The sequence below is a fragment of the Actinomadura physcomitrii genome, from assembly GCF_008923205.2.
GTDB classification, from domain to species: Bacteria; Actinomycetota; Actinomycetes; order Streptosporangiales; family Streptosporangiaceae; genus Spirillospora; species Spirillospora physcomitrii.
Window position 1 is genome coordinate 47,418 of sequence record NZ_WBMS02000018.1, and the last position, 25,834, is coordinate 73,251.

The 25,834-nt window shown below is 71.7% G+C and carries 24 protein-coding genes and 1 pseudogene; 6 read left to right on the plus strand and 19 right to left on the minus strand.

All coding sequences use genetic code 11. The features are described from left to right. Positions 1-235 precede the first annotated feature (235 nt). Both F8568_RS22980 and F8568_RS22985 read left to right on the plus strand, forming a co-directional pair. On the plus strand, positions 236-1,849 hold the full coding sequence (locus F8568_RS22980; RefSeq protein ID WP_160573724.1) for a class I adenylate-forming enzyme family protein: 1,614 nt from the start codon (positions 236-238) through the stop codon (positions 1,847-1,849). 100 nt (positions 1,850-1,949) lie between these two features. Continuing rightward, positions 1,950-2,927, plus strand: a complete 978-nt coding sequence (locus tag F8568_RS22985; protein ID WP_151595738.1) for an alpha/beta hydrolase — start codon at positions 1,950-1,952, stop codon at positions 2,925-2,927. Between the two features lie 9 nt (positions 2,928-2,936). Here F8568_RS22985 and F8568_RS22990 read toward each other — a convergent pair whose 3' ends face one another. The 3 genes from F8568_RS22990 to F8568_RS23000 form a co-directional block, all read right to left on the minus strand. After that, a complete protein-coding gene (locus F8568_RS22990; RefSeq protein WP_160573725.1) occupies positions 2,937-4,598 on the minus strand; it encodes an AMP-dependent synthetase/ligase in 1,662 nt (553 codons plus the stop codon). A gap of 93 nt (positions 4,599-4,691) precedes the next feature. Next, the gene (locus tag F8568_RS22995; protein WP_151595740.1) at positions 4,692-6,224 is read right to left on the minus strand and encodes an AMP-binding protein; all 1,533 of its coding nucleotides are present in this window, start codon (positions 6,222-6,224) and stop codon (positions 4,692-4,694) included. Positions 6,225-6,247: 23 nt separating this feature from the next. Continuing rightward, complete coding sequence (locus F8568_RS23000; protein ID WP_151595741.1) at positions 6,248-7,081, minus strand: TIGR03619 family F420-dependent LLM class oxidoreductase; 834 nt, start codon at positions 7,079-7,081, stop codon at positions 6,248-6,250. A gap of 144 nt (positions 7,082-7,225) precedes the next feature. On the opposite strand from F8568_RS23000, the gene F8568_RS23005 reads away from it, so the two are divergent. Then, positions 7,226-8,023 (plus strand): SDR family NAD(P)-dependent oxidoreductase, encoded by a 798-nt coding sequence (locus F8568_RS23005; RefSeq protein WP_151595742.1) that lies wholly within the window; start codon positions 7,226-7,228, stop codon positions 8,021-8,023. Positions 8,024-8,047: 24 nt separating this feature from the next. On the opposite strand, the gene F8568_RS23010 is transcribed toward F8568_RS23005, so the two are convergent. From F8568_RS23010 to F8568_RS23055, 11 genes and pseudogenes are all read right to left on the minus strand, one after another. Further along, complete coding sequence (locus F8568_RS23010) at positions 8,048-9,115, minus strand: 5'/3'-nucleotidase SurE (RefSeq protein WP_151595743.1); 1,068 nt, start codon at positions 9,113-9,115, stop codon at positions 8,048-8,050. A 143-nt stretch (positions 9,116-9,258) separates the two neighbouring features. Beyond that, positions 9,259-9,825: a nuclear transport factor 2 family protein gene (locus tag F8568_RS23015; protein ID WP_151595744.1), complete on the minus strand. Its 567-nt coding sequence runs from the start codon at positions 9,823-9,825 to the stop codon at positions 9,259-9,261. After that, positions 9,822-10,697 carry a MaoC/PaaZ C-terminal domain-containing protein gene (locus F8568_RS23020; RefSeq protein ID WP_151595745.1) on the minus strand — a complete coding sequence of 292 codons (876 nt, stop codon included), beginning with the start codon at positions 10,695-10,697 and terminating at the stop codon, positions 9,822-9,824. Before F8568_RS23020 ends, F8568_RS23015 begins: the two co-directional genes overlap by 4 nt. A 49-nt stretch (positions 10,698-10,746) precedes the next feature. Next, positions 10,747-11,046 carry a CoA transferase gene (locus F8568_RS50530; RefSeq protein WP_328600987.1) on the minus strand — a complete coding sequence of 100 codons (300 nt, stop codon included), beginning with the start codon at positions 11,044-11,046 and terminating at the stop codon, positions 10,747-10,749. Positions 11,047-11,182: 136 nt separating this feature from the next. Continuing rightward, positions 11,183-11,326: pseudogene (locus F8568_RS50535) on the minus strand (CoA transferase); the annotation flags it as partial. 68 nt (positions 11,327-11,394) lie between these two features. After that, positions 11,395-12,900 carry a pyruvate, phosphate dikinase gene (locus F8568_RS23030; RefSeq protein ID WP_151595746.1) on the minus strand — a complete coding sequence of 502 codons (1,506 nt, stop codon included), beginning with the start codon at positions 12,898-12,900 and terminating at the stop codon, positions 11,395-11,397. Between the two features lie 40 nt (positions 12,901-12,940). Next, the gene (locus F8568_RS23035; protein ID WP_151595747.1) at positions 12,941-13,552 is read right to left on the minus strand and encodes a hypothetical protein; all 612 of its coding nucleotides are present in this window, start codon (positions 13,550-13,552) and stop codon (positions 12,941-12,943) included. A gap of 118 nt (positions 13,553-13,670) precedes the next feature. Continuing rightward, complete coding sequence (locus tag F8568_RS23040) at positions 13,671-14,435, minus strand: enoyl-CoA hydratase/isomerase family protein (protein WP_151595748.1); 765 nt, start codon at positions 14,433-14,435, stop codon at positions 13,671-13,673. Further along, a complete protein-coding gene (locus F8568_RS23045) occupies positions 14,432-15,589 on the minus strand; it encodes an acyl-CoA dehydrogenase family protein (RefSeq protein ID WP_151595749.1) in 1,158 nt (385 codons plus the stop codon). The genes F8568_RS23040 and F8568_RS23045 overlap by 4 nt, the downstream gene beginning before the upstream one ends. Continuing rightward, complete coding sequence (locus F8568_RS23050; protein ID WP_202125245.1) at positions 15,586-16,794, minus strand: FAS1-like dehydratase domain-containing protein; 1,209 nt, start codon at positions 16,792-16,794, stop codon at positions 15,586-15,588. The genes F8568_RS23045 and F8568_RS23050 overlap by 4 nt, the downstream gene beginning before the upstream one ends. Beyond that, positions 16,791-17,708: an SDR family oxidoreductase gene (locus tag F8568_RS23055; protein WP_151595750.1), complete on the minus strand. Its 918-nt coding sequence runs from the start codon at positions 17,706-17,708 to the stop codon at positions 16,791-16,793. Before F8568_RS23055 ends, F8568_RS23050 begins: the two co-directional genes overlap by 4 nt. Positions 17,709-17,903: 195 nt before the next feature. On the opposite strand from F8568_RS23055, the gene F8568_RS23060 reads away from it, so the two are divergent. After that, positions 17,904-18,485, plus strand: a complete 582-nt coding sequence (locus tag F8568_RS23060) for a MarR family winged helix-turn-helix transcriptional regulator (protein ID WP_151595751.1) — start codon at positions 17,904-17,906, stop codon at positions 18,483-18,485. Between the two features lie 38 nt (positions 18,486-18,523). On the opposite strand, the gene F8568_RS23065 is transcribed toward F8568_RS23060, so the two are convergent. Further along, positions 18,524-19,627: a hypothetical protein gene (locus F8568_RS23065; protein WP_151595752.1), complete on the minus strand. Its 1,104-nt coding sequence runs from the start codon at positions 19,625-19,627 to the stop codon at positions 18,524-18,526. Between the two features lie 29 nt (positions 19,628-19,656). Beyond that, positions 19,657-21,054 (minus strand): phosphotransferase family protein, encoded by a 1,398-nt coding sequence (locus tag F8568_RS48470; protein WP_151595753.1) that lies wholly within the window; start codon positions 21,052-21,054, stop codon positions 19,657-19,659. Between the two features lie 263 nt (positions 21,055-21,317). Here F8568_RS48470 and F8568_RS23075 point away from each other — a divergent pair, with 263 nt between their 5' ends. Both F8568_RS23075 and F8568_RS23080 read left to right on the plus strand, forming a co-directional pair. Then, entirely contained in the window at positions 21,318-21,506 is a 189-nt protein-coding gene (locus F8568_RS23075; protein ID WP_151595754.1) for a ferredoxin, read from the plus strand. A gap of 72 nt (positions 21,507-21,578) precedes the next feature. Beyond that, positions 21,579-23,324 (plus strand): PEP-utilizing enzyme, encoded by a 1,746-nt coding sequence (locus F8568_RS23080; protein ID WP_151595755.1) that lies wholly within the window; start codon positions 21,579-21,581, stop codon positions 23,322-23,324. A gap of 123 nt (positions 23,325-23,447) precedes the next feature. Here the strand turns inward: F8568_RS23080 and F8568_RS23085 are convergent, their stop codons facing one another. The 3 genes from F8568_RS23085 to F8568_RS23095 are packed head-to-tail and all read right to left on the minus strand — an operon-like array spanning position 23,448 to position 25,829. Then, a complete protein-coding gene (locus F8568_RS23085) occupies positions 23,448-24,254 on the minus strand; it encodes a ThuA domain-containing protein (RefSeq protein WP_151595756.1) in 807 nt (268 codons plus the stop codon). 16 nt (positions 24,255-24,270) lie between these two features. Beyond that, positions 24,271-24,480 (minus strand): SH3 domain-containing protein, encoded by a 210-nt coding sequence (locus tag F8568_RS23090; RefSeq protein ID WP_151595757.1) that lies wholly within the window; start codon positions 24,478-24,480, stop codon positions 24,271-24,273. A gap of 2 nt (positions 24,481-24,482) precedes the next feature. Then, positions 24,483-25,829, minus strand: coding sequence for an aromatic ring-hydroxylating oxygenase subunit alpha (locus F8568_RS23095; protein ID WP_151595758.1), 1,347 nt, complete (start codon positions 25,827-25,829; stop codon positions 24,483-24,485). Positions 25,830-25,834: the final 5 nt, after the last annotated feature.

Consider the following 25,834-nt stretch of genomic DNA (forward strand, 5'->3'; position numbering starts at 1 on the left):
GCGTGTCGCCTCCACCAGCTCGCTCGAAGGTGTTCCGAGGCTAGACCTTGTCTATCACTCAATAGTCTTAATCCCAAGCATACTCTCGCCCGTCCAGCCAGTACGGCCGCCGTGTTCGCATGCCCAGGCTCCGGATGTTCTTCATCGTTGAATAGTTGTGTGCTGGAGTTTTCCGGAGGTACAGTCGACGCCTGCTCCCGATGTACGCCGCAGCCCCGAGCGGATGGAGACGGCAATGCCGGACCCTTTGGTGACGAGTCGCGACGGGCACCGGCCCGGGTCGATCCTCGGTCCCGTCGAGCATCACGTCGCGGTGAGACCGGACGCCGTGGCGCTGATCGACGGCGCGCGACGGCGCACTTTCGCGGAACTCCGCCGCGGCTGGCTGCGGAGCGCGGCGGCGATCGCGGGCTCCGGACTGGACGTCGGTGATCGCATCGCGGTGCTGGACTGGAACAGCATCGAGGTCGTGGAGCTGCTGCTCGCCTGCGCCCACAGCGGGACGGTCCTCGTGCCGATGAACGCGCGCCTCACCGTGGCCGAGCACGCCCAGGTCCTGCGGTCGGCCCGGCCGAGACTGGTCATCGCCCACCGCGACCTCGCCCGGACGGCCCGCGAAGCCGTGGCCGCCGCCGGGCTGAGCGGCGTGGCGGTGATGACCACGGGCGGGGACGACGGTGCCCGGGACGCCGGGCAGGACACCTATGAAGGGTGGCGGGAACGGGCCGAGGAGTCCGTCGCACCGCGCGACCACCACATCTTCTGCATCACCTACACATCCGGCTCCACGGGGAAGCCGAAGGGCGTCATGATCCGCCACGAGGCCGTCACCACGTTCCTCCCGGCCGCCTCGGGCGTCTGGGGCTTCGACGAGCGGTCGGTGGGCCTCGTCCCGCTCCCCCTCTTCCACGTCGGCGCCATCTCCTGGATGCTGAGCAGCACCATCAACGGCGGTAGCGCGGTCCTGCTGAGGCGGCCCGACGCGGACGAGATCATGGATGCCGTCGAGCGGTTCGGCGGCACCCACATCAACGTCGTCCCGGCCGTCCTGCAAGGAATGCTGCAGTCGCACCGCGCACGGCCGCGCGACTGCTCGACGCTGCGGACGGTCACCTGCGGAGGCGCCCCGGTGCCCGAGGCCTTCCTGCGGGCGGCGTTCTCGGAGTTCGGCTGCCGTGTCATCGCCTTCTACGGGTTGACGGAGGCGGGCGGCGGTGTGAGCCACCAGGAACTGCTGCCCGAGTACCTGGACGGCCGGAACGCGGAGCGGCTCTTGTCCTCCGGCCGCGCGATCGAGGGCATCACAGTCCAGATCCGGGACTTGGGCACGGCGGCGCCCGTGCCCGCCGGCGTCGAAGGCGAGATCGTCGTACGGACGCCGGGCCTCATGGCGGGCTACTGGGACGACCCCGATCTGACGGCGCGGACGATCGACTCCGGATGCTGGCTGCGCACCGGCGATATCGGCTACATGGACGCGGAGGGATATCTGTTCCTGCGGGGGCGGCTCAAGGACGTCATCATCTCCGGCGGCGAGAACATCCACGCGGCGGAACTGGAGAACGTCATCCTGCGGCATCCCGGGGTGCGCGAGGCATGCGTCGTGGCCCGGCCGCACGAGCGCTGGGGCGAGACACCCGTCGCCGTCGTCGTGTGCGACGAATCCGCGGACGTCGCGCCGGCCGCCGTCATCGCGTGGTGCCGCGAGCATCTGGCCGGCTACAAGTGCCCTACGCAAGCCGTCGTCGTACCGGAGATCCCGCGCACCGCGACAGGCAAGTACGCCAAGAACGTCATTCGCAGATCCATGGAGAAGTACGGGCCGGACGAGCTCCATCTCCACCTCTGATCCCGTCGGCACCCGGCCGGCGGAACCAGAGGTCAGGGGCGAGGGCGCCACCTCGACCGCACCGTTGCGATCACCTACCGGATGAAAGCGTGAGGAGCACGTGGCATACGCGTTCGATCCCGAGCTGGCCGCGTCGGTGGCCGGCCTCCCGGTCACCGATCTCGCCGACCTCGCCGCGGCCCGGGCGCACGACGCGCCCACCACCGCCATCGACCTTCCGGATCAGTACCGGGGCGCCGTCACGGCCTCGACGCAGACGGCCCCGGCCGTCCGCGGCGGGCCGCCGGCCGTCCTGTCCGTCTACCGGCCGTCCGCCCCCGGACCACGGCGGTCGGCGGTGCTGGCGATCCACGGCGGCGGCTTCGTCGTCGGCGCGCATCGCGGATACGCTCGCGAATGCTGCCGGCTGGTCACCGAACTGGGCGCGGTCGTCGTCGCGGTCCACTACCGGCTCGCGCCCGAGCATCCGTTCCCGGCGGCGTTTCTGGACTGCCTGGCGGCGCTGAGCTGGATGCACGATCACGCCGACGGCCTGGGCATCGATCCGGGGAGGGTCGCGGTCGTCGGTGACAGCGCGGGCGGGGCCCTCGCCGCGGGCCTGTGCCTGTACGCGCGCGACCACCAGGGGCCGCCGATCAGTTTCCAGTTCCTGGGCATTCCCGTACTGGACGACCGGCTGCGGACCGCGTCCATGACCCGGTTCGTCGACACACCCCTGTGGCACCGCGGCGCCGCCGAGCTCAGCTGGCGGTACTACCTGGCCGGCGGTACGAAGCTGGGCGACGCCGACGGTCTGCGCTACGCCGCGCCGGCTCGGGCCGAGGACCTCGCCGGGCTACCGCCGGCGGCGATCGCGATCTGCGAGTTCGATCCCTTGCGGGACGAAGGGCTGATCTACGGTCAGCGGCTGCTCGCCGCCGGTGTGAGCACCGAGATCCACCACTATGCCGGGACCTTCCACGGCTCGACGCTGCTGTGGCGGGCCGCGGTGAGCAAGCGGATGTGGCGCGACCGCATCGAGGCCCTCACCCGCGCGCTTCGAGCCGCGCCGGTGAGGACCCCTCCCCGCGGAGCGTGACGCCGGCCGCTACCGTCCCGGGCCGTACATCTCGTCGATCACTTCGGCGTACCGCTCGGTGACCCCGCGGCGCCGCAACTTGCCCGAGGCGGTCAGCACGTCGCTCCCCATGTCCCACATTTCGGTGATGAGGCGGTACGCGCGGATCCGCTCGGCGCCCGGCAGCCGATCGTTGATGGTCTTCACCCCGGCCTCGATCTCGGCCCGAAGCTCCGGCGGAAGGGGATCGGCGGCCAGGCCGCGCTCCGCCGCCCACTGTTCGCACGCCGCCGCGTCCACGGTCAGCAATGCGGTGAGGTAGGGACGGCCATGCCCGACCACCACAGCGTGGGCCACGCACGGCAGCTGCCGCAGACTCGACTCGATGCCGATGGGGCTGACGTTGTGGCCCGAAGTCGGTACGAGCATCTCGTTCTTGCGGCCGACGACGGACAGGTTTCCGGCGGTGTCCAGGCGTCCGAGGTCCCCGGTCCGGTACCAGCCGTCGGCATCGAGCACTTCGGCGGTCTTGTCCGGATCGTGGAGATAGCCGCTGAAGACGGCCGGGCCGCGGACCGCGATCTCCCCGTCCTCGAGGACCTTGACCTCGACACCGTCGAACGCTTTGCCGCAGGTGCCGATGGCGATGTCGTGCGGATCCCAGGTGCCCACGCCGCCGCTCTCCGTCTGCCCGTAGCAGTCGGCGAGCGGTACGCCCTGGTCCAGCCAGAACCGATGCACGTGCGGGGGCATCGGCGCGGAGCCCGTGATCGCGACCGACAGGTCGGCCAGCCCGCGCCGGGCCAGCACCTGCGAGACCGCGTCCCCGCCCGCGCCGCCCGCTTCGGCGATCACCGCGTCGCGCAGCCGCTCCCACAGGCGCGGGGCGCCGAAGAGGAACTGGGGACGGATGTCGGCGATGACGTCGTCCAGTTCGGCGAGGGTCGGGCAGCAGGTCACCAGCGTGCCGGCGGCCAGATGCAGGTAGTGGGTCGCCAGCCGCTCACCGATGTGGGCCATCGGCAGATAGGACACCTGCCGCATCCCGGACAGGGGCTCCGCGATCCGCCGGGCCAGCGCGGTGGCCGAGAAGACCAGGTTCCGATGCCTCAACGGGACTCCCTTGGGGCGGCCCGACGTTCCCGAGGTGTAGATGACCGTCGCGACGTCGTCCGGCCCCACCGCGCGGACGGCCTCGTCGAGATCGAGGCGCGCGGACCCGGTGAGCGCCTCGAACGGGATCGCACCCGAATCGTCCCCGGTGTCGAGCCCTATGACCGTCGGCTGAAGGCCGAGGGTCTCGGCCGCCGCCAGCACACGTTCGTGGAACGTTCTGTTCTCCACGAGGAACGTCGTGGCCGCACTGTGGTCCACGACGTGGGCCAGCGCGGGGATCGAGGGCGAGTTGTACACCGAGATCGGGATGGCGCCGAGCAGCATGCAGGCGAGGTCCATCACGTGGAACTCGGGCCGGTTGCCCGACAGCAGCAGGACGCGATCACCCCGGTCCACACCGAGCCGCCGCAGCCCGGCAGCGGCGGCGAGCGACCGGTCGAGGTACTCCTGCCAGTTCATCGTCGAATACCCGGCACCGGCCCGCCACCGCAAGGCCGGCTCGAGACGACGCTCGGACACGGTACGGACGACGGCTGCGAGCAGGGTCTTCGAAATCGGGTGGTCAGCCTGCGTCATGACCTTCTCCCCCAAACGTGGCCGCCTGTCGAGGGCCGTTGCCATGGAAATGAGACCGCGGTGCGGGCCGCCGCCCTCCCGCCCCGCCCGCTCCTAGGAGACATAGCGCTCGAGGAGCCTGTTCTTGTACAGCTTGCCGTTCTCGCCCCGCGGCAACGAGTCGACGAAATCGACCGAGCGCGGGCATTTGTAGTGCGCCAACCGGTCCCTGCAGTAGCCGATCAGCTCCGCGGCCAGTTCCTCGCGCGGCGCGGCATCGCCTGCCGCGACGACCACGGCCTTGACGACCGCCCCGTACTCGTCGTCCGGGACGCCGATCACGGCGGCGTCCTCGACCCCGGGGTGCCCGGCCAGAACGTCCTCCGCCTCCTGCGGCTGGATGTTGACCCCGCCAGAGATGATCATGTGGTCGCGGCGGCCGGTGATGTAGAGGTAGCCGTCCTCGTCCAGGTACCCCATGTCGCCGACGGTGCGCCAGCCGCGCGGGTGCACCGAGTCCCGCGTCTTGGCGGCGTCGCCCCGGTACTCGAACCGCTGGGTTCCCTCGAACCACACCGTTCCGACCCGCCCCGCCGCGAGTTCGGCACCGTCCTCGCCGGTGATGTGGATCGTGCCGCGCAGCGCCCGGCCGACCGATGCCGGACGGCGCGCCATCTCGGCCGGCCCGATATGGCAGTTGCCGTAGCTCTCGGAGGCGCCGTACAGCTCGTGCAGCACCGGGCCCCACCAGTCCATGATCTGCAGTTTCAGCTCCGGCGGGCAGGTCGCGGCGCCGGTGATCGCCACCCGGAGGCTCGACAGGTCGTACCGCCGCTTGACCTCGTCCGGCAGCCGGACCAGGCGCCGGAGCATCGTCGGCACGAACTGGGCGTGGGTGACCCGGTACTTCTCGATCGCCTCGAGCGCGCGCACCGCGTCGAACCGTTCCAGGCACACCACCGTGCCGCCGAGCTGGGTCACGGCGAGCACGAACCGGAACGGCGCGGTGTGGTAGATCGGCGCGGGCGAGAGGTACACCGTGTCCCCGTCCAGCGCGAACAGATCGGTGTAGCCGCCCAGGTGGGGCGGTGCTTCGTCGGGGTGGACGTCGGCGCCGGCATGCCTTATCCCCTTGGGGGTCCCGGTCGTACCGGAACTGAACATCATCCGTCCGCCCAGGCGCTCGCGCGGCAGGGGATCGGCGGGCATGGCGGCGACCTCCGCCTGGTAGCCGCCCGCGGCGTCGCGAGCACCCCCGCCGTCCCCGTCGATGACCAGCGTCCGGCGCAGACCGGGCACCCCGCCCAGCGTCTCGCCCAGGGCGTCCGCCCGGCTCCGGCTGATCAGCGCGGCGCTCGCCCCGGCCGCGCGGAGCACCTCGGCCGTCTCCGCCGGGCCGAGGTTCCGGTTGACCGGTGCGCAGCAGCGTCCCGAACGTGTGACGGCCCAGATCATCTCGGCCCATTCCACGCGGTTCTCGCATATCACGGCGACGGTGGCGTCCGCCGCGAGCCCCTGCGCGTCGAACCACCGCGCCAATTGGACGGAGCGGCGGTCGAGTTCGGCGTAGGTCATCCGCGCGCCGCTCTCTCCCATGATCATCGCGGGGTGGTCCGGCTTGCTTCGGGCGTACCGTCCCGGATACATCGTCAACCTCCAGCATCTGGGCTTCAGGCCATGCACTCTCCGGCGAACCGCCGCATTCCCTCGATCGCCTCTGAAGACCGGCTCCAGGGCGACACCAGAACCCGATCCACTCCGGTCGCCCGCCACCCGGCCGCATCGATGCCCGGCCCCGGGTGCGCGGCGACCGTGGTCGTCAAGCGCGTCCGGCGTCCCGCGGCCGCCTCCGCCTGCCTGAGGGCCCCGAGCACAGGGGCGACGCTTTCCGGCGAGTGGTGCATCCCGATCCAGCCGTCGGCCATGCCCGCGGCCCGGCGCAGCGCCGCTGCGGACTCACCACCGACGTGCACGGGCAGCGGACGCTGGACGGGCTTGGGTTCGAAGGCCACCGGCGGGAAATCGAAGAACTCGCCATGGTGCTCGATCACCGGCTCGCTCCACAGCCTCCGGCACACCTCGATCGCCTCCTCGAGACGACGCCCGCGGCCGGTGAACGGCACGCCCGCCGCCGTCCACTCCTCCTCCATCCAGCCGGCTCCGACACCCAGCTCCAGGCGCCCGTCGGAGACGACGTCCAGAGTCGTCGCGGCCCTGGCCGCGACGAAAGGCGACCGAAGGGCGAGCTGGTAGATGTAGGTGCCCAGCCGGAGCGTGGTCGTCCTCGCCGCGAGTGCGGCAAGGAAGACCATCACGTCGAACAGCGGCGTCTCCGTGCGGATCGGCGGGCGCCCATCCGGATACCGGGACCCGTCGAACTCCGCGGGCAGGACCAGGTGCTCCGACAGCCACACCGATTCGTATCCCAGCCGCTCCGCCTCCTCGGTCACGCTCCTCCAGTGCCGCGGATGGACCCGCAGCAGGGAGATCCCGAAAACGGTCATCGGCTTCAGCCTCCAGAGCGGCCACCCCGAGCGGTGGTCCGAGAGACCATACTCTAGCTCTCAATAATATATTGCACTAGTATCAAGTGCACCATCTGAACAGGCCGGTCCCGGCGGACCGGATACGGATTGAGGTGCAGAGGGATGGCTGGACGCCTTGACGGCGAGGTGGCGCTGCTCACCGGGGCCGCGTCCGGCCTAGGCGAGGCGCAGGCACGCGCCTTCGCGCGGGAAGGCGCCAATGTGCTTCTGGCCGACATCAACGACGAGGCCGGAGCGCGGCTGGCGGAGGAACTGGGCACGACCGCCCAGTACGTCCACATGGACGTCACCCGGGCGGACGACTGGGCGCAGGCGATCGACCGCTGCGAGCAGGCCTGGGGCGGCCTCAGCGTCCTCGTGAACAACGCCGGACTGAGCGCGCCGATCAGCACACTGGAGGACACGGCCTGGGACGACTACAAGCACGTCCAGGCCACCAACCTCGACGGCGTCTGGCTGGGGATGCAGGCCGCCCTGCCCGTCCTGAAACGCCGAGGAGGCGGGAGCATCGTCAACATCTCCTCGATCAACGGCCTGGCGGGTGTGGCCGGGATGTCCTCCTACGTGGCCACGAAGTTCGCGGTGGCCGGCCTGACGCGTTCCGCGGCGCTGGAGGCGGGCCGGGCGGGAGTCCGCGTCAACGCCGTCCACCCCGGCTTCATCGACACGCCCGGCCTGCGGCACGCGCCCGCCGCCACGCTCGCGCGATACGAACGCTACATGCGGCGCCAGGCGATCCCGCGGCTCGGGCGACCTGAGGAGGTCGCCAACGTCGTCGTGTTCCTGGCCTCGGCCGAGGCCTCCTTCTGCACGGGCGCCTCCTTCGTGGTCGACGGCGGCCACCTGGCCGGTCCGTACCGCGAAGGCTTCGGCGGTCCGGACGGCCCGGAGACCGCCTGACGGGACCGCGGACTAGGGGTGCGGTCAGCCGGTCATGGTGACGGCCCGTGCCCACCCGGCGGCGCCGGAGCCGTCGCGGTCCACGGTCACCGCGCCGATGCTGATGTGGCCGCCGGCCAGCGTCGCCGTGTCACTGTGCGGATCGAGGCCGGGAGCCGGCTGGACCGCTCCGTAGCCGAGCCGGTAACCGTTCTCACCGGTGGCCGTGTAGGAGAAGCGGTCGACCGCGACTCGGCCGACATGCGTCCAGCGGGGGGTGGGATCGACGCCGGCCGTGACGTCCGGGCAGTTGATGTTGATGATCAGGCGCTCCCGGGCGAGCCTTCCGGTCGCCTTGCGCGCGAACAACCGCGCGGCGACCCGCGTCGCGTAGCGCGCGGCGACCTGATAGCTCGTGTCAGAGGGCACGCTCGTCGCGCGGGTGCCCGCGCTGACGGCCACCGCGGGCACCCCGTGCTCGACGGCGGCCACCGCCGCCCCGACGGTGCCGGAGAGGTTCACCGACAGGTCGGTGTTCGCCCCCGAGTTGATCCCGGTGAGGACCAGGTCGGGGCCGTGCGTCCAGCCGATCCGCTGCGGGAGGTAGGCGCCCAGCGCCAGGTCGACGGCGTCGGCGGGGGTGACCGACGCGGACGACGGCGCGCACTGGCCGGCGCCCTGGCAGACGCCGACGACCGGGCCCCCGGAGGGCGCGGTCGAGCAGTCCTGCGCGTACTGCGCGGGCACCGCCGCCGGGGGCGCGACGGTGACCTGGGGCGACGAGGCGCTGGCACGGCTGCGGCCGCTCTGCTGGGCCCACGGTCCGACCACGACGACGTCGGCCTTCGCCTCGCACAGCGCCTTGCGGAGGGCGTACAGGCCGCGGCCGTCGGCACCGTCGGGTCGCGCCGCCTGCACGGAGTCGTCGTTGGCGAGGAGGATGCGCTTGCCCGCCAGGGCGCGGAGGTCGGGGCCCGCATGATGGCCGCGGTCGCCGCCCGCGCTCGCGCTCGCCGGGGCCGCCGCCAGAACGGCGGCCGCGAGTCCCGCGACCGCGAGCCTTCCGCCGCGTCCCGGTCGCCGGCGCCGAAGGCCGTTCGCCCGCTCATCCACCAAACGCGCCTGCTTCAACTCGGAACCTCTTCCGCTCGTCGATGCACCGACTATGGTCCACGTCGGGAAACGGGTGCTCGTCGAGCAAATAACTCTAATTGTCAGCTATTTGAACATAGAGAAAACGCTGGTGCGGTCCCGGCTCAAGCCCGGTCTACGGGCCCGAGGTGCGGGCATTCTCCGGCGGACAGCCTCCGCAGGACGCGCGGCGGCTCGCCGACGTAGACGTGCTCGCCCTCGATCAGGCCCTCCCGGCTGATCGGCCACACCACCAGCGCCCGGTACTCGACCGCGTACCAGGCGTGTTCCTCCAGCTCCGCCGTGCCCCGGGTCGCCTTCCCGGCGAGGACCGCACCCGTGTAGGCGTGCCGGAACACGCCTTCGGTGACGACGGTGGCGCCGTCCACGGCGACACGGGCGATCTCGAACTCCAGGCGGTTCTTGCCTATGGCGATGGAGTCCTCGTACCACTTGACGACCGCGTCGTATCCCTTCGGGCCCGTCGATGCGGACGCGCCCCAGATCTCGTACCGGGGCTGGGCAACGAGCGTGGCCATCAACGCCGGCACGTCACCGCGGACCTCCTCCTCGACGTGCCGGGCCACCACCTCCAGATTCGCGCGGCGGCGCGGATCCGGCTCGGACGCGGCGCGCTCGGCCAGCAGCCCCCAGCTCGCTCTGGCCTCCGGCAGCGGGTCTGAGATCGTCATGGCCGTCCTCCGAGTTCCACTCGTCCCTCGTCGAGCACGACACCGCGGTCGGTGCCATCGGGGCCGACGGCGGAGGTCCGGAACACCGCGGAGCCGTCGCCCGTCCGCCAGATCGACGTGCTGAGCCGGTCCCCGGGGAAGACCGGGGCGGTGAAGCGGGCGGCGATGCCGGCGATCTTGGAGGTGTCGCCGTCGCACAGCGCGCGGACGAGCAACCGCCCGGCCACACCGTAGGTGCACAGGCCGTGCAGGATCGGCCCGGGGAAGCCCGCCTTGTTCCGGGCGAACCACGGGTCGCTGTGCAGCGGATTGCGGTCTCCGGAGAGCCGGTAGATGAGCGGCTGGCGTTCGTCGGTCGCCGCGCTGACCTCCTCGTCCGGCGCGCGGTCGGGGATCCCCGCCGGCTTCGCCCGGGTCCCCGGGCTTCCGCCGAATCCGCCCTGTCCCCGCAGGACGAGCGTGGTCACGGTCTCGGCCACCAGGGCGCCGGTCTCGGGATCGCTTCCTCGCCCGGTGAGGGTCACGATCGCGTTCCGGCCCTCCCCCTTGTCCTGCAGGTCGCTGATCTCGGCGACGACCGACAGCGTGCCCTGCGGAGGCAGCGGCCGGTGCACACGGACCTCCTGGGCCCCGTGCAGCAGCGCTCCCCAGTTCACCTTGCCCACCTTGGGCAGCACGTCGAAGCCCGCCGCCACGATCACGGCGAAGGTCGGCAGCACCTGCTGCGTCACCCCGTGGGAGTTCTCCGTCACCAGCGACAGCTCGTCGGCGCCGGCTCCGACGCCGAGCGCGTACAGCAACGTGTCCCGGTCCGTCCAGCTCACCTGCCGGGGGCCGGATGTCGCCCCGAGGCTGTCGGGATTGATGGCCATGCAAGTCCTCTCCGTTCACTCATCGCCCGGTCGAAGGACGCGGGCGCGGTCATCGCTGGACGGCGGCTCCGTCCGCGATCAACGCGTCGGCGTTCCGCACGCCCCAGCCGGTCAGCACTTCGCGCGTGTGCTCGCCGGGGCGGGCGGGCGGCCGCTGGACGGCACCGGGCGTCCGGCCGAACCGCGGTGCGGGTGCGGGCTGGCGTATCCCGGCCACGTCGACGAAGGTGCCGCGCCCCGCGAGATGCGGATGCTCCGCCGCCTCTTTGAGGCTCTGCACCGGCGCCGCACAGGCATCGCCGCCCGCGAAGACCTCCTCCCACTCCGCGCGGGTGCGGGTGGCGAACACGGCGGCGATCTCCGACCGCAGTTCGGTCCACTTGTCGGGCGGCGGGCGCTTGGCCAGATGCCCGGGCAGGCCGAGCAGCCTCGCCGGCGAGGTCGAGCAGCGCGCCGGCGGCCGCGGGCCGGGCGAGATCGAGCACGACGGAGCGCCGACCGCGCCGCATCACGTCCGCCATGGTGGTGCGCTCGTCGTCGGCCGGGCCCGGCCGGTCGATCCGGACGACGTCGGCGCCCATGTCGGCGAGGAGCATCGCGGCGAACGGGCCGGGGCCGATTCCGCCCATCTCCACCACGCGCAGGCCGACCAGGGGGCCCGCGGCCTCCGGTTCCGGGCGGGGCGGGTGCGAGCCGGTCACGGTGTGGACAGTGCCGCGATCGGGGTCTGGCCGATGGCGCGGCGGGCGGCGGCGAACACCTCGGGCAGCGGCCCGCCGGCGTCCCCCGCGCGTTCGCGCGCCCACCGGCCCAGGGTCGCCAGCGCCGGGTCGTCGGCCTCGCTGGAGGGCGCGAGGCGCAGGATCCCCTCGAACACCTCCCCGGTCATCCCGTCCACGGTGACCTGGCGCCCGGCCAGGGCGCCCAGCGTCCCGGTCCCGCATCCGACGACGCAGGGCGTGCCGAGTTCGCGGCTCACGACGGCGGCGTGGGAGGTGGAACCGCCGATCTCGGTCAGGATCGCGGTGGAGACGACCATGCCGGCGACATCGTCGGGGTCGGTGGTGGGACGGGCGAGCACCACGTCCACGCCGCTCTCCGCGAGCTCTTCGGCCTCCTCGACATCGAGCACGACGCGGCCGGCGCCGACGCCGGGGCAGGCGGGTTCGCCTCGTGCGAGCAGGGTCGCCCGCGCCTTCGCCTCGGGGTCGACGCGGGGCCGGCAGACCGCCTCTACCTGCTCGGGGGCGACCGTGCGCAGCGCCTCGTCCACGGTCAGGGCTCCCGCCTCGTGCAGCGCCACGGCCAGCCGCACGGCGGCGTCCGGCGAGCGCTTGGCGGACCGGCTCTGCAGGAGCCACAGCCGGCCGGACTCGACCGTGAACTCGATGTCCTGGACGTCCTTGCCGACCTCCTCCAGCCGGCGTGCGGCGGAGAGCAGCTCGGCGTGGACGTCCGGAAGCCGGCCGGCCAGTGCGTCGAGTCCGAGCGGGTCGTGCCGCCCCGAGACCACGTCCTCGCCCTGGCCGCGGGGAAGCCACTCCCCGTAGGGCGCGGGATCACCGGTCAGCGGGTTGCGGGAGAACAGGACGCCGGTGCCCGAGTCGTCGTCGAGGTTGCCGAACACCATCGCCTGCACGGTGACCGAGGTGCCCCCGTCGTCCGGAATTCCGTGGTGGCGGCGGTAGGCGACGGCGCGGGACGAGGTCCATGACCGGAACACGGCGGCGATCGCGGCGGTGAGCTGTTCCCAGGGGTCGTCGGGAGCCGGAGTGCCGACCACGCGTTCGAACTGCTCCCGGAACCGGCGGTGGGTGTCGGCGGCATAGGCGCCGTCGCCCGTGAGGTCGGCGAGGGCCCGCTCCACCCGCGCGTTCACGCCGAGGTTGAGGACGGTGTCCATCATCCCCGGCATGCTGCGCGCGGCTCCGGAGCGCACGGAGACCAGCAGCGGCGCCTCGGTGTCCCCGAATCTCCTGCCCGCCTTGGTCTCGAGGGTGCGGACGGCGTCGCGGACCTCGGCGACGACCTCGGCGTCGAGCTCGCCTCCCGCGGCGTAGAACCGGGCGCAGACCTCGGTCGTCAGCACGAAGGCGGGCGGCACCGGCAGTCCGAGCAAGCGCATCAGGTTGAGGCTGTGGGCCTTGCCGCCCACCAGTTCGCGGTCGAGACGGTCGTGCTCACCCATCCACAGCAGGGTCATCCTCGGCGCTCCTTGTCGTCCCTGTCGAGATCGTCGGTGGTCAGACCGCGCGCCCGGCGGCGGCCTCGGCGGCCCGGCTCAGGCCGAGCAGCCCGATCAGCTCCTCGTGCAGCTCGAACCACACGGTGTGGTAGCTGTCGGCGATGGGACGGGCCACGAACGCGTGGTCGCCCTCCCTGACCTTCCCGATCGCCGCGGCGAACCGCTCGGGGTAGGGCGCGAGCCGGGGGGCCGCGGCCGCGATGCGGGCCATGAGGGGGGCGAAGCGGCCGTGCAGGTCGGCCAGCCGGGAGATGACGGCCTGGTCGTAGGCCCTGTCGGTGTGGGCGTTGGGCGTCTGCTCGTCCACCATCTGCCAGTCGGTGACGATGGCCTTCAGTTCGCCGTTGAAGGCGTCGAACTCCTCGTAGAGGCCGGTGAGCGCCGGCTGGTCGACGGTGGCCCTCTCCTCGGCGAGCAGGGCGTCGAGCCGTTCGCGCCCCTGCGGAGTGATCCGCACACCGCCGCCGACCGCCTTGGCGTCACCGGCGTCCACCAGCGCGTCGAGACCCGCCTGCGCGGCCGCCGGGTCCATGCCGGCGCAGGCCGCCGCCGCCTCGGCGTCGAGGCGGCCCTTGAGTCGTGCGGCCTGCAGCAGGACCAGCTCCGACATGACGCCCTCCCGTTTACTCTAGGGATGAACTTTCTATCCCTAGATTATTACTTCGTGGCGTGTGATGTCCATCTCGCGAAGGCACCATGTCGGTGAGGTGAACAATGAGGTCTGTTCCTCATGCACCCCGAAAACGGGGCTGACGGCGCTCCTTGAACGCGCGAGCGGCCTCCTTGGCCTCCGCCGTCCCGAACGCCACGGTCTGGTTCAGCGCCTCACCGTCGACGGCCCGCTGGAATCCGGTCTCGAACGAGGTGTTCAGCGCGCTTTTCATCATCGACAGCGCGAGGGTCGGGCCGTCGGCGAGCCGCCCCGCCCAGTCGGCGACGAAGGCGTCCAGGCCGGCGTCGGGCACCACCCGGTTGACCAGTCCCAGCCGTTGCGCCTCGGCGGCGGGAAGGACCTCGCCGAAGAAGGCGATCTCCTTGGCGCGGGACAGGCCGACGAGCCGCGGCAGCGTCCACGAGGCGCCGCCGTCGAGCGCGATCCCGCGCTGGGCGAAGACCTCGCCGAACACCGCGCCCTCGCCCGCCACCACCAGATCGCAGCAGAAGGCGAGGCTGCACCCGAACCCCATGGCCGGGCCGGCGACCTTCGCGATCGTCGGGCGCGGCAGATCGTGCAGCAGGACGCAGAGCCGGCCGACCCGGTTCATGAACGTCAGGACGTCCGGGCGGATCGGCGCGGCCAGGTCCATGCCCGAGCAGAACGCTCCGCCGCTGCCGGTGAGCACGACCGCCCTGTCGTCGGGAGTGCGCGCCACGTCCTCGAGAGCGGCGATCATCTCTTCGACCAGCGGGACGGTGATGGCGTTCTTGCGGGCGGGCCGGTTCAGGGTCAGGGTGACGACCCCGTCCGCGCGATCGATCAGCACGTCGCTCATCGGCGGCCCGCACGGAGTCCCGCGTGCCCGGCGAGCCGGTCGCGGTGCTGGTCCGGGGTACCGAGGAACAGCTCGGTCGACTTCGCCCGGCGGTAGTACAGGTGCGCGTCGTGCTCCCAGGTGAACCCGATCCCCCCGCACACGTGCAGCGTCTCCTCGGCGGCGTGCATGAACGCCTCCGAGCACATCGCCTTGGCCACGGACGCGGCGGCGGCCAGCCGGTGCGCGGTCCGCTCGCCCGGGTCCGCGAGGTAGTCGTCGGCGGCATCGGCCGCGGCATGCCCGGCCGAACGAGCCATCTCCACCTTGAGCAGCACGTCCACCAGCGTGTGCTTGATCGCCTGGAAGCCGCCGATCGGCCGGCCGAACTGGACGCGCTGCTTGGCGTAGGCGACGGCATCGTCCAGCCGGGCCTGGGCGGCCTCCACCTGCTCGGCGGCCAGCAGGACGATCGCCAGGTCCAGCGCCGTCCCGAGCCGCCGCGCCACGCCCGGCCCCAGGCCGACCGGCCGGGCCTGGGCGGCATCGAAGGCCACCGTCCCGAGGGCGCGGGTCAGGTCCAGGGTCGACGCCGCCTCCCGCACCAGCCCCGCCGCCTCGCGCTCGACCGCGAACAGGCCCGGCCCCTCCTCGGTGCGGGCGGCCACCAGCAGCAGGTCCGCGGTGACCGCGTCGACGACCAGGAGCTTGCGGCCGGTCAGGGTCCACCGATCGCCGTCCTGGTGAGCCGCGGTGGCGGGCGACGAGAGGTCCCAGGAGCCGTCGTCCTCGCACCACGCGAGGGTCGCTGTGGCGCCTCGGGCGATCCGCGCCAGCAATTCGGCGGCCGGTCCCTCGCCGTCCTGCACCAGCAACGCGGTCGTGGCGAGCGCGACGGTGGAGAAGAAGGGCACGGGCGCCAAGGTCCGGCCCAGTTCCCCCGCCACCACCGCCAGATCCGCGAACGTCGCGCCGGCGCCTCCGGACTCCTCCGCCACGATCAGGCCCGGCACGCCCACCTCGTCCGCCAGCAGCCGCCAGAGCTCCGCATCGTGCGGTCCCCGCCCGCCGGCCTCGCCGGACAGGTACGGGCGCGGCCCCGCGCTGCGCTCCAGGCAGCGTCGCACCACGTCGCGCAGGCCGGCGCGTTCCTCGGTGAGCAGCATCGCGGTCATCGCGTGCTCCGTGCCCGCCGGGCGACGGGGCTCCGGTCCGCCTCGCGGCTGGGCAGCGCCACGGTGGCCGTCCCCGGCATCACGTCGTCGCCTCGCTGGTTGCGCGCGAACGTCCGCACGTGGACGACGTGCTCGCCGGCCGCGTCGATCTCCTTGCCGGTCACCTCTCCGCCGAGTTCCAGGACGTCGGACAGGTAGACGAAACCGCGGTACTGCGCGCTCAGGTGCTTGACCCAGCCGGAGTCGCCGATCCAGTGCGTCATCAGCTGGATCTGCCAGCACTGCCGCTGGAAGCCGACGTCGTACTGGTAGGCCACGCCCATCGCGTTGGCCGCCGCCTGGTTGTAGTGCACGGCGTAGATCGGTTCCTGCGCCCCGGTCACCGGGTCGCGGAAGGCCCAGGCGTGATGGTCGGCGTAGTCGGCCAGCGCCGCGGCGTGCGCCTTCAGCCTCGGGATCGGCGTGCCGCCGCCCGCGATGAAGGCGACCTCGTCGGTGAGCCCGATCGGCCCCTTGGTCAGGGTGGCGACGGGATCGCCGACCTTCACCTCCTCCCACCACAGCGGCTCGTCGCCGCGCGGCCGCTCCGCCAGGACCCGCCGCTCCACCTCGGCGAGTTCTTCCGGGGTCCACGGGTGCGGCACGGTCGGCGCCGCCTTGCGGCCGCTCCTCGTGGCGCGGGCGGCGGCCCGCTCGTAGTTCACCACCTGCCAGCGGATCTCCGCGACCGCCTCGCCATGCTGGTTGACGTAGGTGTTGGTGAAGTGGTCGGTCACCATCCGGCCGGCGAACGAGGACGGACGCGGCCCGGTGAACCCGTCGTAGCGGCACCGCGCCGTGATCGTGTCGTACCAGTACACCGGCGCCAGCAGATCCATGTCGGTCGACGAGTGGAACGAGCCGAGCCCCGGCCAGCCGAACTGGATGCCCGAGAAGCAGCCGATGACGAACGAGGGCGGCGCGACCGGGCCCGCGTAGTCGGAGCGCTCACCTCGCTCGGCGTCGGTCCACAGCGGGTTGACGTCGCCGATCCCGCCGGCGAACTTGGCGACCGCGATCCGGGTCGCCTCCTCGTTGTTGACCGAGTGCGCGATGCGCAGCTCGACCCCGATCTTGGCGCGCATCGACTCGATCATCGCCTCGTCGATCACCGCCTCGGGCATCCGCGCCTCGCCCGCGGCGGCGTCCCCCGTCACCGCGGTCATCGGGCCGCCTTGGAGGGGTTGGCGGTCCACTTCTCACCCCGCGGAACGCCCGCGCCGGCGACCGCCTTCTCCAGGTCCGCCACGGTCCAGCGGCCTTCGGTCTGCAGCTTCCAGCCCGGATCGCGCTCCCACGGCCGGACCCGCTGCACCCGGCTGCCGCCGACGATGAACACCTCGCCGGTGATCTCCGTGGACGGTCCGGCGAGGTAGGCCACGAACGGGGACACGTTGGCCGGGTCCCAGCGGTCGAACTCGCCCTCGCGACCGGCCAGCGCGTCGCCGAACGCACCCTCGGTGAGACGGGTCCGCGCCTGCGGGAGGATCGCGTTGACCCGCACGCCGTAGCGGGCCAGCTCCTTGGACGCCACCTGGGTGAGCGAGGCGACGGCGGCCTTGGCCGCCGCGTAGTTGGCCTGCCCCGGGTTGCCGAACACGCCCGACTCGCTGGACGTGTTGACCACCGAGGCGCGGACCTGCTCACCGGCCTTGCTCCGCTCCCGCCAGTGCGCGGCCGCGGCCCGCGTCGTCAGGAACGTGCCGCGGAGGTTGACCCGGACCACCCGGTCCCAATCCTCGTCACTGAGGTTGACCAGGACGCGGTCCCGCAGGATGCCGGCGTTGTTGACGAGCACGTCCAGGCGCTCGAACTCCCGCAGCGCCGTCTCCGCGACGCGGGCGGCTCCGGCCGAGTCGGCGACGTCGTCGGCATTGGCCACGGCGCGCCCGCCGGCCGCCCGGATCTCATCGGCCACCTGCTCGGCGGGCGACCGCTCCGCCCCGGTCCCGTCGGCGGCGCCGCCCAGGTCGTTGACCACGACGGCCGCGCCCTCCGCCGCCAGGAGCAACGCGTGCTCCCGGCCGATACCGCGGCCCGCTCCCGTCACCACGGCGACCAGTCCATCCAGGCTGCCCATGCAAGCTCCCAACGATGAGTCATCCGACCTAACCCCTCCAGATTATTCTTGGACTGAATAGTTGTCCACTAGAGCTTTAGTTTCCCCTCTCGCCACTCCCCCGCCTTCCGCCCGAGGTTCCTGATGTCTGGCACTAGACTGTTGGGCACGGGGAAGTTCCCTCCCCGCAGACGCCCGGGGAGAGGCAGGAGCGAGATGGCAGCACGGTCCAAGGACGGAGCCGCCGCGGCGGGCAACCCTTCCGCCGCCACGGCCAACGCCGACCCGATCGACTGGGCCCGCCACTTCTGGCGGCGGCACGGCCTCGGCGAGTCGGAGGAGGCCTTCATCGCGATGAGCTCGGTGCTGCGCTTCCACCGCCTGATCGTCGAGGCCACCGAGTCCAGGCTCAGACCGCACAAGCTCAACATCACCGACTACATGCTGCTGATGACCCTCCAGCTCAGCGAGACCGGGACGCGCCTCATCAGCCAGCTCGCGCGCAGCCTGATGGTGCACCCGTCGACGGCCACGCTGGCCACCGACCGGCTCGAGGCGCTCGGTGTCATCGCACGCGGCCCGCACCCCACCGACCGCCGGGCGATCCAGGTGTCCATCACGGCCAAGGGCCGCACCCTGCTCGCCCAGGTGACCGGCGAGCTGCGGGAGATCGACTTCGGCCTGGTGGGGAGCGACGTGGACGACCAGGTGCAGCTCATCGAGGTACTGACCCGGCTCCGGCTGGCCGCCGGGGACAGCGACGCCCCGCTGAAGGCCCCGCGCGCCGGCTCCAGGTAGGAACCGGACCACGACGGCCGGCCGCCGCCGGGCCGCGGCTATCCGGGGAGCCGGCCGCTGCGGTCCATGATCGGCAGGTGGGCGATGCCCGGCTCCCCGTCCACCGACACCCGCGCCAGCTGCTCGCGATGGCCGGCCGGAACGGCGGCTCCCTCCAGCACGACCCGCACCGGATCGGTCAGGTCGTACACATCGTGCTCGACCACCTCACCCCGTCGTGCGCCGAAGCCCCTGCCGTCGGCGAACCCGCGGCTGTAGCCGCCACCGCGCCCCGCCCATGCCCGCTCGGTGAGCGGCTCGGCCTCCACCTTCACCGTATGGCCGTCTTCCAGACGCACCCGGAGCCGCGCATGGCGGTAGTTCTTCGTCCCCGGCGCGTACTCGATCTCGTGCTCGATCCCGGTGACCCGGATCGGCGCGGAGGGATCCGCCGCGCGGCACACGGCACCGTCGATGTAGGCGGGGCGCCCGTCGGCGTACTCGCGCAATTGGAAGAGGCCCTGCAGCGAGGCGGTCGAGAAGCTGCACCACACGGTGAGGCTGCCGACGCGCTCGCTCATGTCCGGTGGTTCCAGCCCGCCGACGTCGACCCGGACGCCCCACGCGTGGTCGCGGTCGCCCCACCAGCCCTCGACCTCCTGGCGGCGGCCGTCCACCGTGATCCACCCGTCCCAGCGGCCCACCTGGACATACCGCTGCTGGTCCTGGAGAACGCGGGAATCCCGGATCTCGACATGGTGCCTCTCCAGATGGGGCGGGTAGTCGGTGCGGAATTCCAGTCGCGCGCCGATCCCGGCCTCAGGCGCGTCGTAGGACAGGGCGAGCCTGCGGTAGGGCTCGTGGACCTCCACCTTGGCGGCGGATCCGACCGAGCCGCCGAGCAGGGACATGCCCGTGTCGCGCGGGGACGGCTGCGCGGCCACACGCAGGTTGTGCTGGACGCGGCCGCGCAGCACCGACAGGAACGCGTCCCGGGTCCCCATGTTCGGGTACCGGCCGAAGCCCGCGAAGAAGGCGGTGCCGCCGTCCGGAGCGGCGCCGCAGAACCAGTACCGGTCGAAGAACCGGTGGTCGCTCGTGGCGACCACGGCGAACGGCTGCGGCTGCTGATGGAACAGTGTCTCGTCCAGATCGGTGAGCACGGGGCTCTCCTTCTTTTCCTCGTCGGGTCTCAGAGCGCGAACGCGATGCGGGCGGCGTTGAGCAGGAACCTGGGGGCCATGAGAAGCCCCGCCATCGCGTCGGTGATCCTTTCGGGGGCGGCGAGGTACCTGGCCCGGATCCGGTAGGACGACACCCCGCGCCACAGGTCGTGCCAGACCGGGTAGTACGACAGCCGCTCGGCGTCGAGGGCCGGGCCGCCGGCACCGCGATAGGCGTCGAGGAAGTCCTCCCACAGCCCGACGGCCTCGATGCTGGGCTGCATGTAGGTCAGATCCTCCGCGGCATGGCCCAGGTGAGCGCGTTCCCAATCCAGGACGGCGCTCAGCCGGTCCCCGTCGAAGAGCAGGTTGTGAAGTCCGTAGTCGCCGTGCACCAGCACCGGACGCCCCACGCCGCGCGGGACTCCGGCGCGCAGCCAGGCGCACACCAGGGCGAACAGGGGAACGAAGGGCGCGGTGACCTCGCCCGCGGCGGCGTCGATCACGGACCGCCGCTCGTCGATCGCGGCGAGGATCTGCCCGGGCGTCAGCATGGGCGGCAGCGGCGTCCGCGGCGGAACGGCCACGTCGAGCGAGTGCAGCCGCGCCAGCGAGGTGGCGGCCGCGCGGACGGCCGGGCGCCCGATCCGCTCGGTCGGGCCCCAGACGTCGCCGAGGGGGCGACCGGCCACCATGGTCGTCGCGAAGGCGGGCGTGCCGAGCGCCGTCTCGTCCAGCCAGAGCGGTTGCGGCACGGGGACGCCGTGCTCCCAGGCGAAGCGCAAGGTCGCGTACTCACCGCCGAGCGTTCCGGCGGTGCGTCCGGGGGCCACTTTGCGGATCACGATCTCCTGGGACCCGCGCGCGTGCTCCACGGTGGCCGCGAGCATCTCCTTGGAGAAGCCGCCTGCCAACCGTCGCAGATCGCCGACCGCGATGATCTCGTCCGGATCGGCGCTGTGCCCTCGTACGCAGGCGAGAAGCCCGCTCGCGGTGACGCTCGCAGGAGGGCCGGCGGGGCCCTCCGCCGCGTTCCCGGCTCCCGTCTCGGTGCTCCGCGATGCGATCGCCTCGACCTCGGGCAGATCGGTCGACACCAGCCAGCGGGCGATCGCGCGCATTGACTCCGCGCATTCGCGGTCGCCCTCGTGCGCCCGCATCGCCAGCTCTCCCGCCATCTCGACGACCAGGCGCAGTAGCTCGCCGGAGTCAGCGGGCGGACGGCCCGAGGTCCCCCGCGTCAGGTCCCCGACGATGGTGCGCAGTTCCCTGGCGGCGGCACGGCGCCTGTCCGCGATGGCGGCGTCGAGATCCATGCGCCTGCGCAGCGCTCGCCGCAGTCCGCGCTCCGGCGTCCCGTCGCGGTCACCGGAACGGTGGCCGGCCGCCGGATCCGTGCCGCGGACGCCCCTGACCTGCTCGACCACACCCACCTCCGGACTGCCCGGGCAAAAAACTTGATTAGTAGAGTATTGCCTGCCATGCAGAAGTGTCCATGACCCAAATCGTCGATCACTGGATGGCGGTAGCCGGGAGCGGAGGGCGCAGGCAGCGGCGAGCACCTCGCACGGCTATCACGGCCGAGCGACGGCGATCAGCACACTGAAGGTCGATATCTAGAATATATAGCGATAGATTTATCTGGAGAGGCACGCTAGCCTCAGACGCTCGCGAACACGAGGGGGTCGCCATGCGCGTCACCGTCACGGACACCTGCCAGGGCTGTGGCCAGTGCGAAGCCGCCGTTCCCGATGTCTTCCGGATCCACGACGACGGGTTCGCCGTCGCTCTGGTGGACACGATCCCCGAGCCGCTCGAACAGGACGTGCGCGACGCCGCGGACCAGTGCCCGACCGAGGCGATCGAACTCACCGGATGACCGTCCCCCCGCTCCCGCAGTGAGCCCACGCAACACCCACCCCGACTGGGCACTCGAGAGAAGAGGTTCGGCATGGTCGACATCAACCGTCCCTGGGTGGTCGACACCCCTGAGCTGAGCGGCCGGTTCCCCATCTACACCCGCGGCAACACCGGCGAGGTGGCCGGCCGGGTGTCCACGCCGCTGTCCTGGAGCTCGATCGGCGGGTGGCCGGCCGAGATCCAGTGGCGCAAGGCACTGGTGGAGTTCGGCGCCTTCGACGAGGACGAGTTCCGCCCCGACGAGATGGACATCACCGCTCTGATCCACGGCTACATCTACATGAACCTGTCGATCGCCCGGGTCTTCGGCGTCCGCATGCCCGGCGCGAGCGCGGAGCTGATGGACCGCGCCTACCTCGGCGAGAGCGCGGGAGTGAAGCCGTACGTCGCGGAACCCGGCGACGACGCCCCGCAGTACACCGAACGGATCATGGCCACCGTGCAGCGGGTGCTCGGCGCACGATCGCGCCCGGACCTCGAGGAGGACGCCCGCAGGGCGGCCGAGCTGCGGGCCGCCCGGCCGGACTTCGCCGCGATGTCCGACCGGGAGCTGCTCGCCCACCACCACAAGATCATGACCGGCCACTACGGCGGCGTGCTGCGCAAGCATCTGCTCATGGTGTACGAGTCGACGCTGGTCACCGGCATGCTGCAGGAGGTCATCGCCGAGCTGTCGGACCCCACGCTGGAGGTCAGGCTGATGGGCGGCTGGGGCGGAGTCGCGTCCGCGGCGCCCACGATCGGCCTCTGGCGGCTGAGCAGGACGGTTCGCGGGTCGGGGACGCTCACCGCCGAGTTCGAGGCCGGCGACATGGCGGGGCTCGACGGGCGCCTGCGAGCGCTCTCCGACCCGGACGCGCGGGCCTTCGTCGCCGACTTCGACGCGTTCCTGTTCGAGTACGGCTCGCGGTCGACCGACGAATGGGAGGCCCTGCCGGCGACCTGGGAGACCCACCCGCACATCGCCCTCGGGCTCGTCGACCGGATGCGGCTGCAGTCCGACGAGCGCTCGCCGGAGTCCCTGGCGCCGCGTGTGCGCGAGGAGCGCGAGGAACTCACCCGGCGGCTGCGGGAACGGCTCGCCGATCGGCCGGAACTGCTGGGCAAGCTCGATACGGCTCTGCAGGCCATGGCCGTGTGGATGCCGGCGCGGGAGCTGAGCAAGACCACGACGATCCGGGTCCTCCAGGAGGCGCGGCTGCCCTTCCGCGAGCTGGGCCGCCGCCACGTCGAGCGCGGCCTGCTGGAATCGATCGACGACATCGGGCTGCTCGACATCGACGAGCTGGGCACGCTCATCGACGACCCCGAGGCGGTCCTCCCGCTGATCCCCGAGCGCAAGAAGTGGAAGGCGGAACTGGAGGCCCTGGAACCCCCCTTCGTGGTCGACGGAGCGGTCCCGCCGGTCACGCAATGGGCGAAGCGGTCGGCACCGGCCGCGAGCCCGGGCCGCTCCGGCGACGTCCTCACCGGCCTGGGCGCCTGCCCCGGTGCGGCCACCGGGCGGGCGCGCGTGATCCACGATCCGGCCGACGCCATCGGCCTGGAGCCCGGGGAGATCCTGGTGGCGCCGGTGACCGACCCCGGCTGGACTCCCCTGTTCGCCTCGGCGCTCGGCGTCGTGGTGAACGTCGGATCACCGCTCAGCCATGCCGCCATCGTCAGCCGCGAGCTGGGCATTCCCGCCGTCCTGGCCGTCGAGCAGGCCACCAAGCGGATCGCGGACGGCACGCTGATCACGGTCGACGGCACCGCCGGTACCGTCACGATCCACTAGCGGCAGCCGTCGAGAGGGGCGGGGCCGGACCGGCACCCGCCCCTCTCGTGGTCACGCGCCGGCGGACGATGCGAGGCCGCCGTGGCCATGCTCAGGGTGGGGCGGTTCGCGACGGCCCCCCGCTCAGGCTCCCTGCCCCGCGGTGTCCCGCCGCGAGACCCAGTCCACGGCATTGGCCAGGAGGCGGCGGAAGCCGGGGTTCCCGAACGCGGCCGGCCCGTCCCCGAACTGGATGTAGACGATCCGGCTGCGGGGGTGGTCCCGCACCCAGGCGGCGACTCCCGACCCCCTCGGGTGCTCCCAGCCGTCGTTGTCGTCCCGCCGCCCCTGGACGGCGTTCCATGCCGACCAGACGGTGCGATCGGTCAGTTCGGCATCGGTGACCAGGAGCGGGGTGATCTCGGCATCATGGATCTCGCAGAGGTAGACCTCGTCCTGGATCTCGAAGCCGCCGTCGAGCCCTTCGAGAACGGGATGCCCCGGCGCCGCGGGCTCGACGTGCTGCGTGACGCCGTGCCGGTATCCGGAGTCCGGATGCCCCGGGTCGCGGATGAAACGGAACCGGCCGCCCATGACATCGGCGTAGTCGTCCCAGGTCGGCCAGCCCGCCAGGGCATGGTGCAGGAACACGAAGCCGTGGCCGGACGCGACGAGATCCAGCAGGTCGCGCCTGTAGTCCTCCGGAGGGTCGGTGAGCACCGGCGGGGACGTGTGGTCGGCGGAGAATTCGTAGCCCGGCATGTCGTACATGACATAGGCGTCCCAGCGGGCGGGCTCCTCTCCCGCGAAATGCCTCTGGGCGGCGGGCTGCTCCACCTGGGTGCACGTGATCCCGTCGAGCGAGTCGAGCATCGCGCCGAAAGCGTTCCGATCGTATGTGTGGCCCTTGGTGACCACGAGGACCTGCCGGTCGCTCCGGTTCACGGTCATCCGGTACGGCCGCCCTTCAGCGCTTGTCCATCATCCTGTGGGTGCCTCTCGGCCCGCAGACCCATCCGCACATGTGCGGGTCCACGTCGAATTTCGCGCCTTCCAGCCAGCGACCGTCCGCCGCGTAGATCCCGACCTTCTCGCCGTCGCGCGTCGTGACGCGCGCGCGCCCGGGGCCGTCCGGCTCGTAAAGGGCGAAGCTGTACGGGTGCCGTAGTCCGTGCATCGCTACTCGGCCTCCATGTACCGGTCCATCAACCGGTGCATCCATCTGAGATTGTCTTCCTGGTAGGCGGCGAATGTCACCGTCGGCTTGTGCGTGGTCTCCAGACCGAGCTGGACCCGCTCCATGTTGAAGACGTCCTGGTCGAGGATGTTGCCGACGATCCCGAGTTGCGGAACGTCGCTCCAGGGGTCGTCCGCGCCGAGTTCGATCTCGTCCGCCGGCGGCGGCCGCTCCCCGCTGAACGGCGCCACGGTGAACACGTCCATGATGCAGGACCGGTGATCATCACCGTTGGGCCGGAAGCGGTAGCAGAGCTTGTGCACCCCGCCCCACGGCATCATGTTGGGGAAGACGGTGTAGGTGAAGTTGTCGACCAGCTCGCAGTCGGCCCATTCCTCGATCCGGTCGCCGAGGAAGCCGCGCCACTTCTCGCGGGTGTTCTCGCTGATGAAGGACCGTGCGGTCTCTCCCGGCCCGAGCCGCACCGGTAGCGGCTCGTCCAGGCGCACGTCCATCGTCGCCCGCAGCATGTCCTCGGTGCTGGGATCCCAGGGGATCATCGGGCCGACGACCTCCGAGGGCGTGATGAACCTCGCGAAGTTGTCGTAGACGTCCACCTGGCACGCGCCGAAAGCAGCGTAGGGAACGGTCTGCGGATGCGTCGCCGCCGCGTGCCAGCACTCCATGAAGGCCTCCTGGGCGACCTTCCAGTTGCACCGCAGGATCTTGGAGACGTGCGCCTCGACGTACCTGTTCTCCAGGTCCCATTTCGCGAAATGCCCGATGAGATCGCCGAGGTAGTCCTCGAGCGGCTCGGCGTCCGGGTCGGGGTTGATGAACACGAACCCGGCCCAGGTGCCCACGCTCACCTCGGGGAGGCGGAAGTTCTCCCGGTCGATGTGCGGGAACTCCCAGGGCGCCGGGATGTCCTTCAGCTCCCCGTCCAACCGCCACGCCATCCCGTGGAAGCTGCAGCGGATCTCCGAGCAGCGGCCGGCGTACTGCTTCAGCTGGCGCCCGCGGTGCAGGCAGGCGTTGGGAAAGGCGCGGATCTCGTCCGGGGCGCTGCGGATCACCAGATACGACATGCCCGCGATGTCATAGACGATGTGATCGCCGACCTCGGGAATGTGCTCGGTACGGCAGGCGAACTGCCAGACCCGCTTCCACACCCGCTCCTTCTCCCGCTCGTGCCACTCGCGGTCGATGTAGCGGGCGATGGACGCCTCGGTCTCCTCGAACTTGCCGGGCGACTCCTCCCGCAGGTGGCGCGGCACTTCCCGGGTATCGAGATCCAGCACATCCTGATAGGTCAGCCGGCGACCCCCAAGGTCCAGTCTCTCGCCCATCCGAT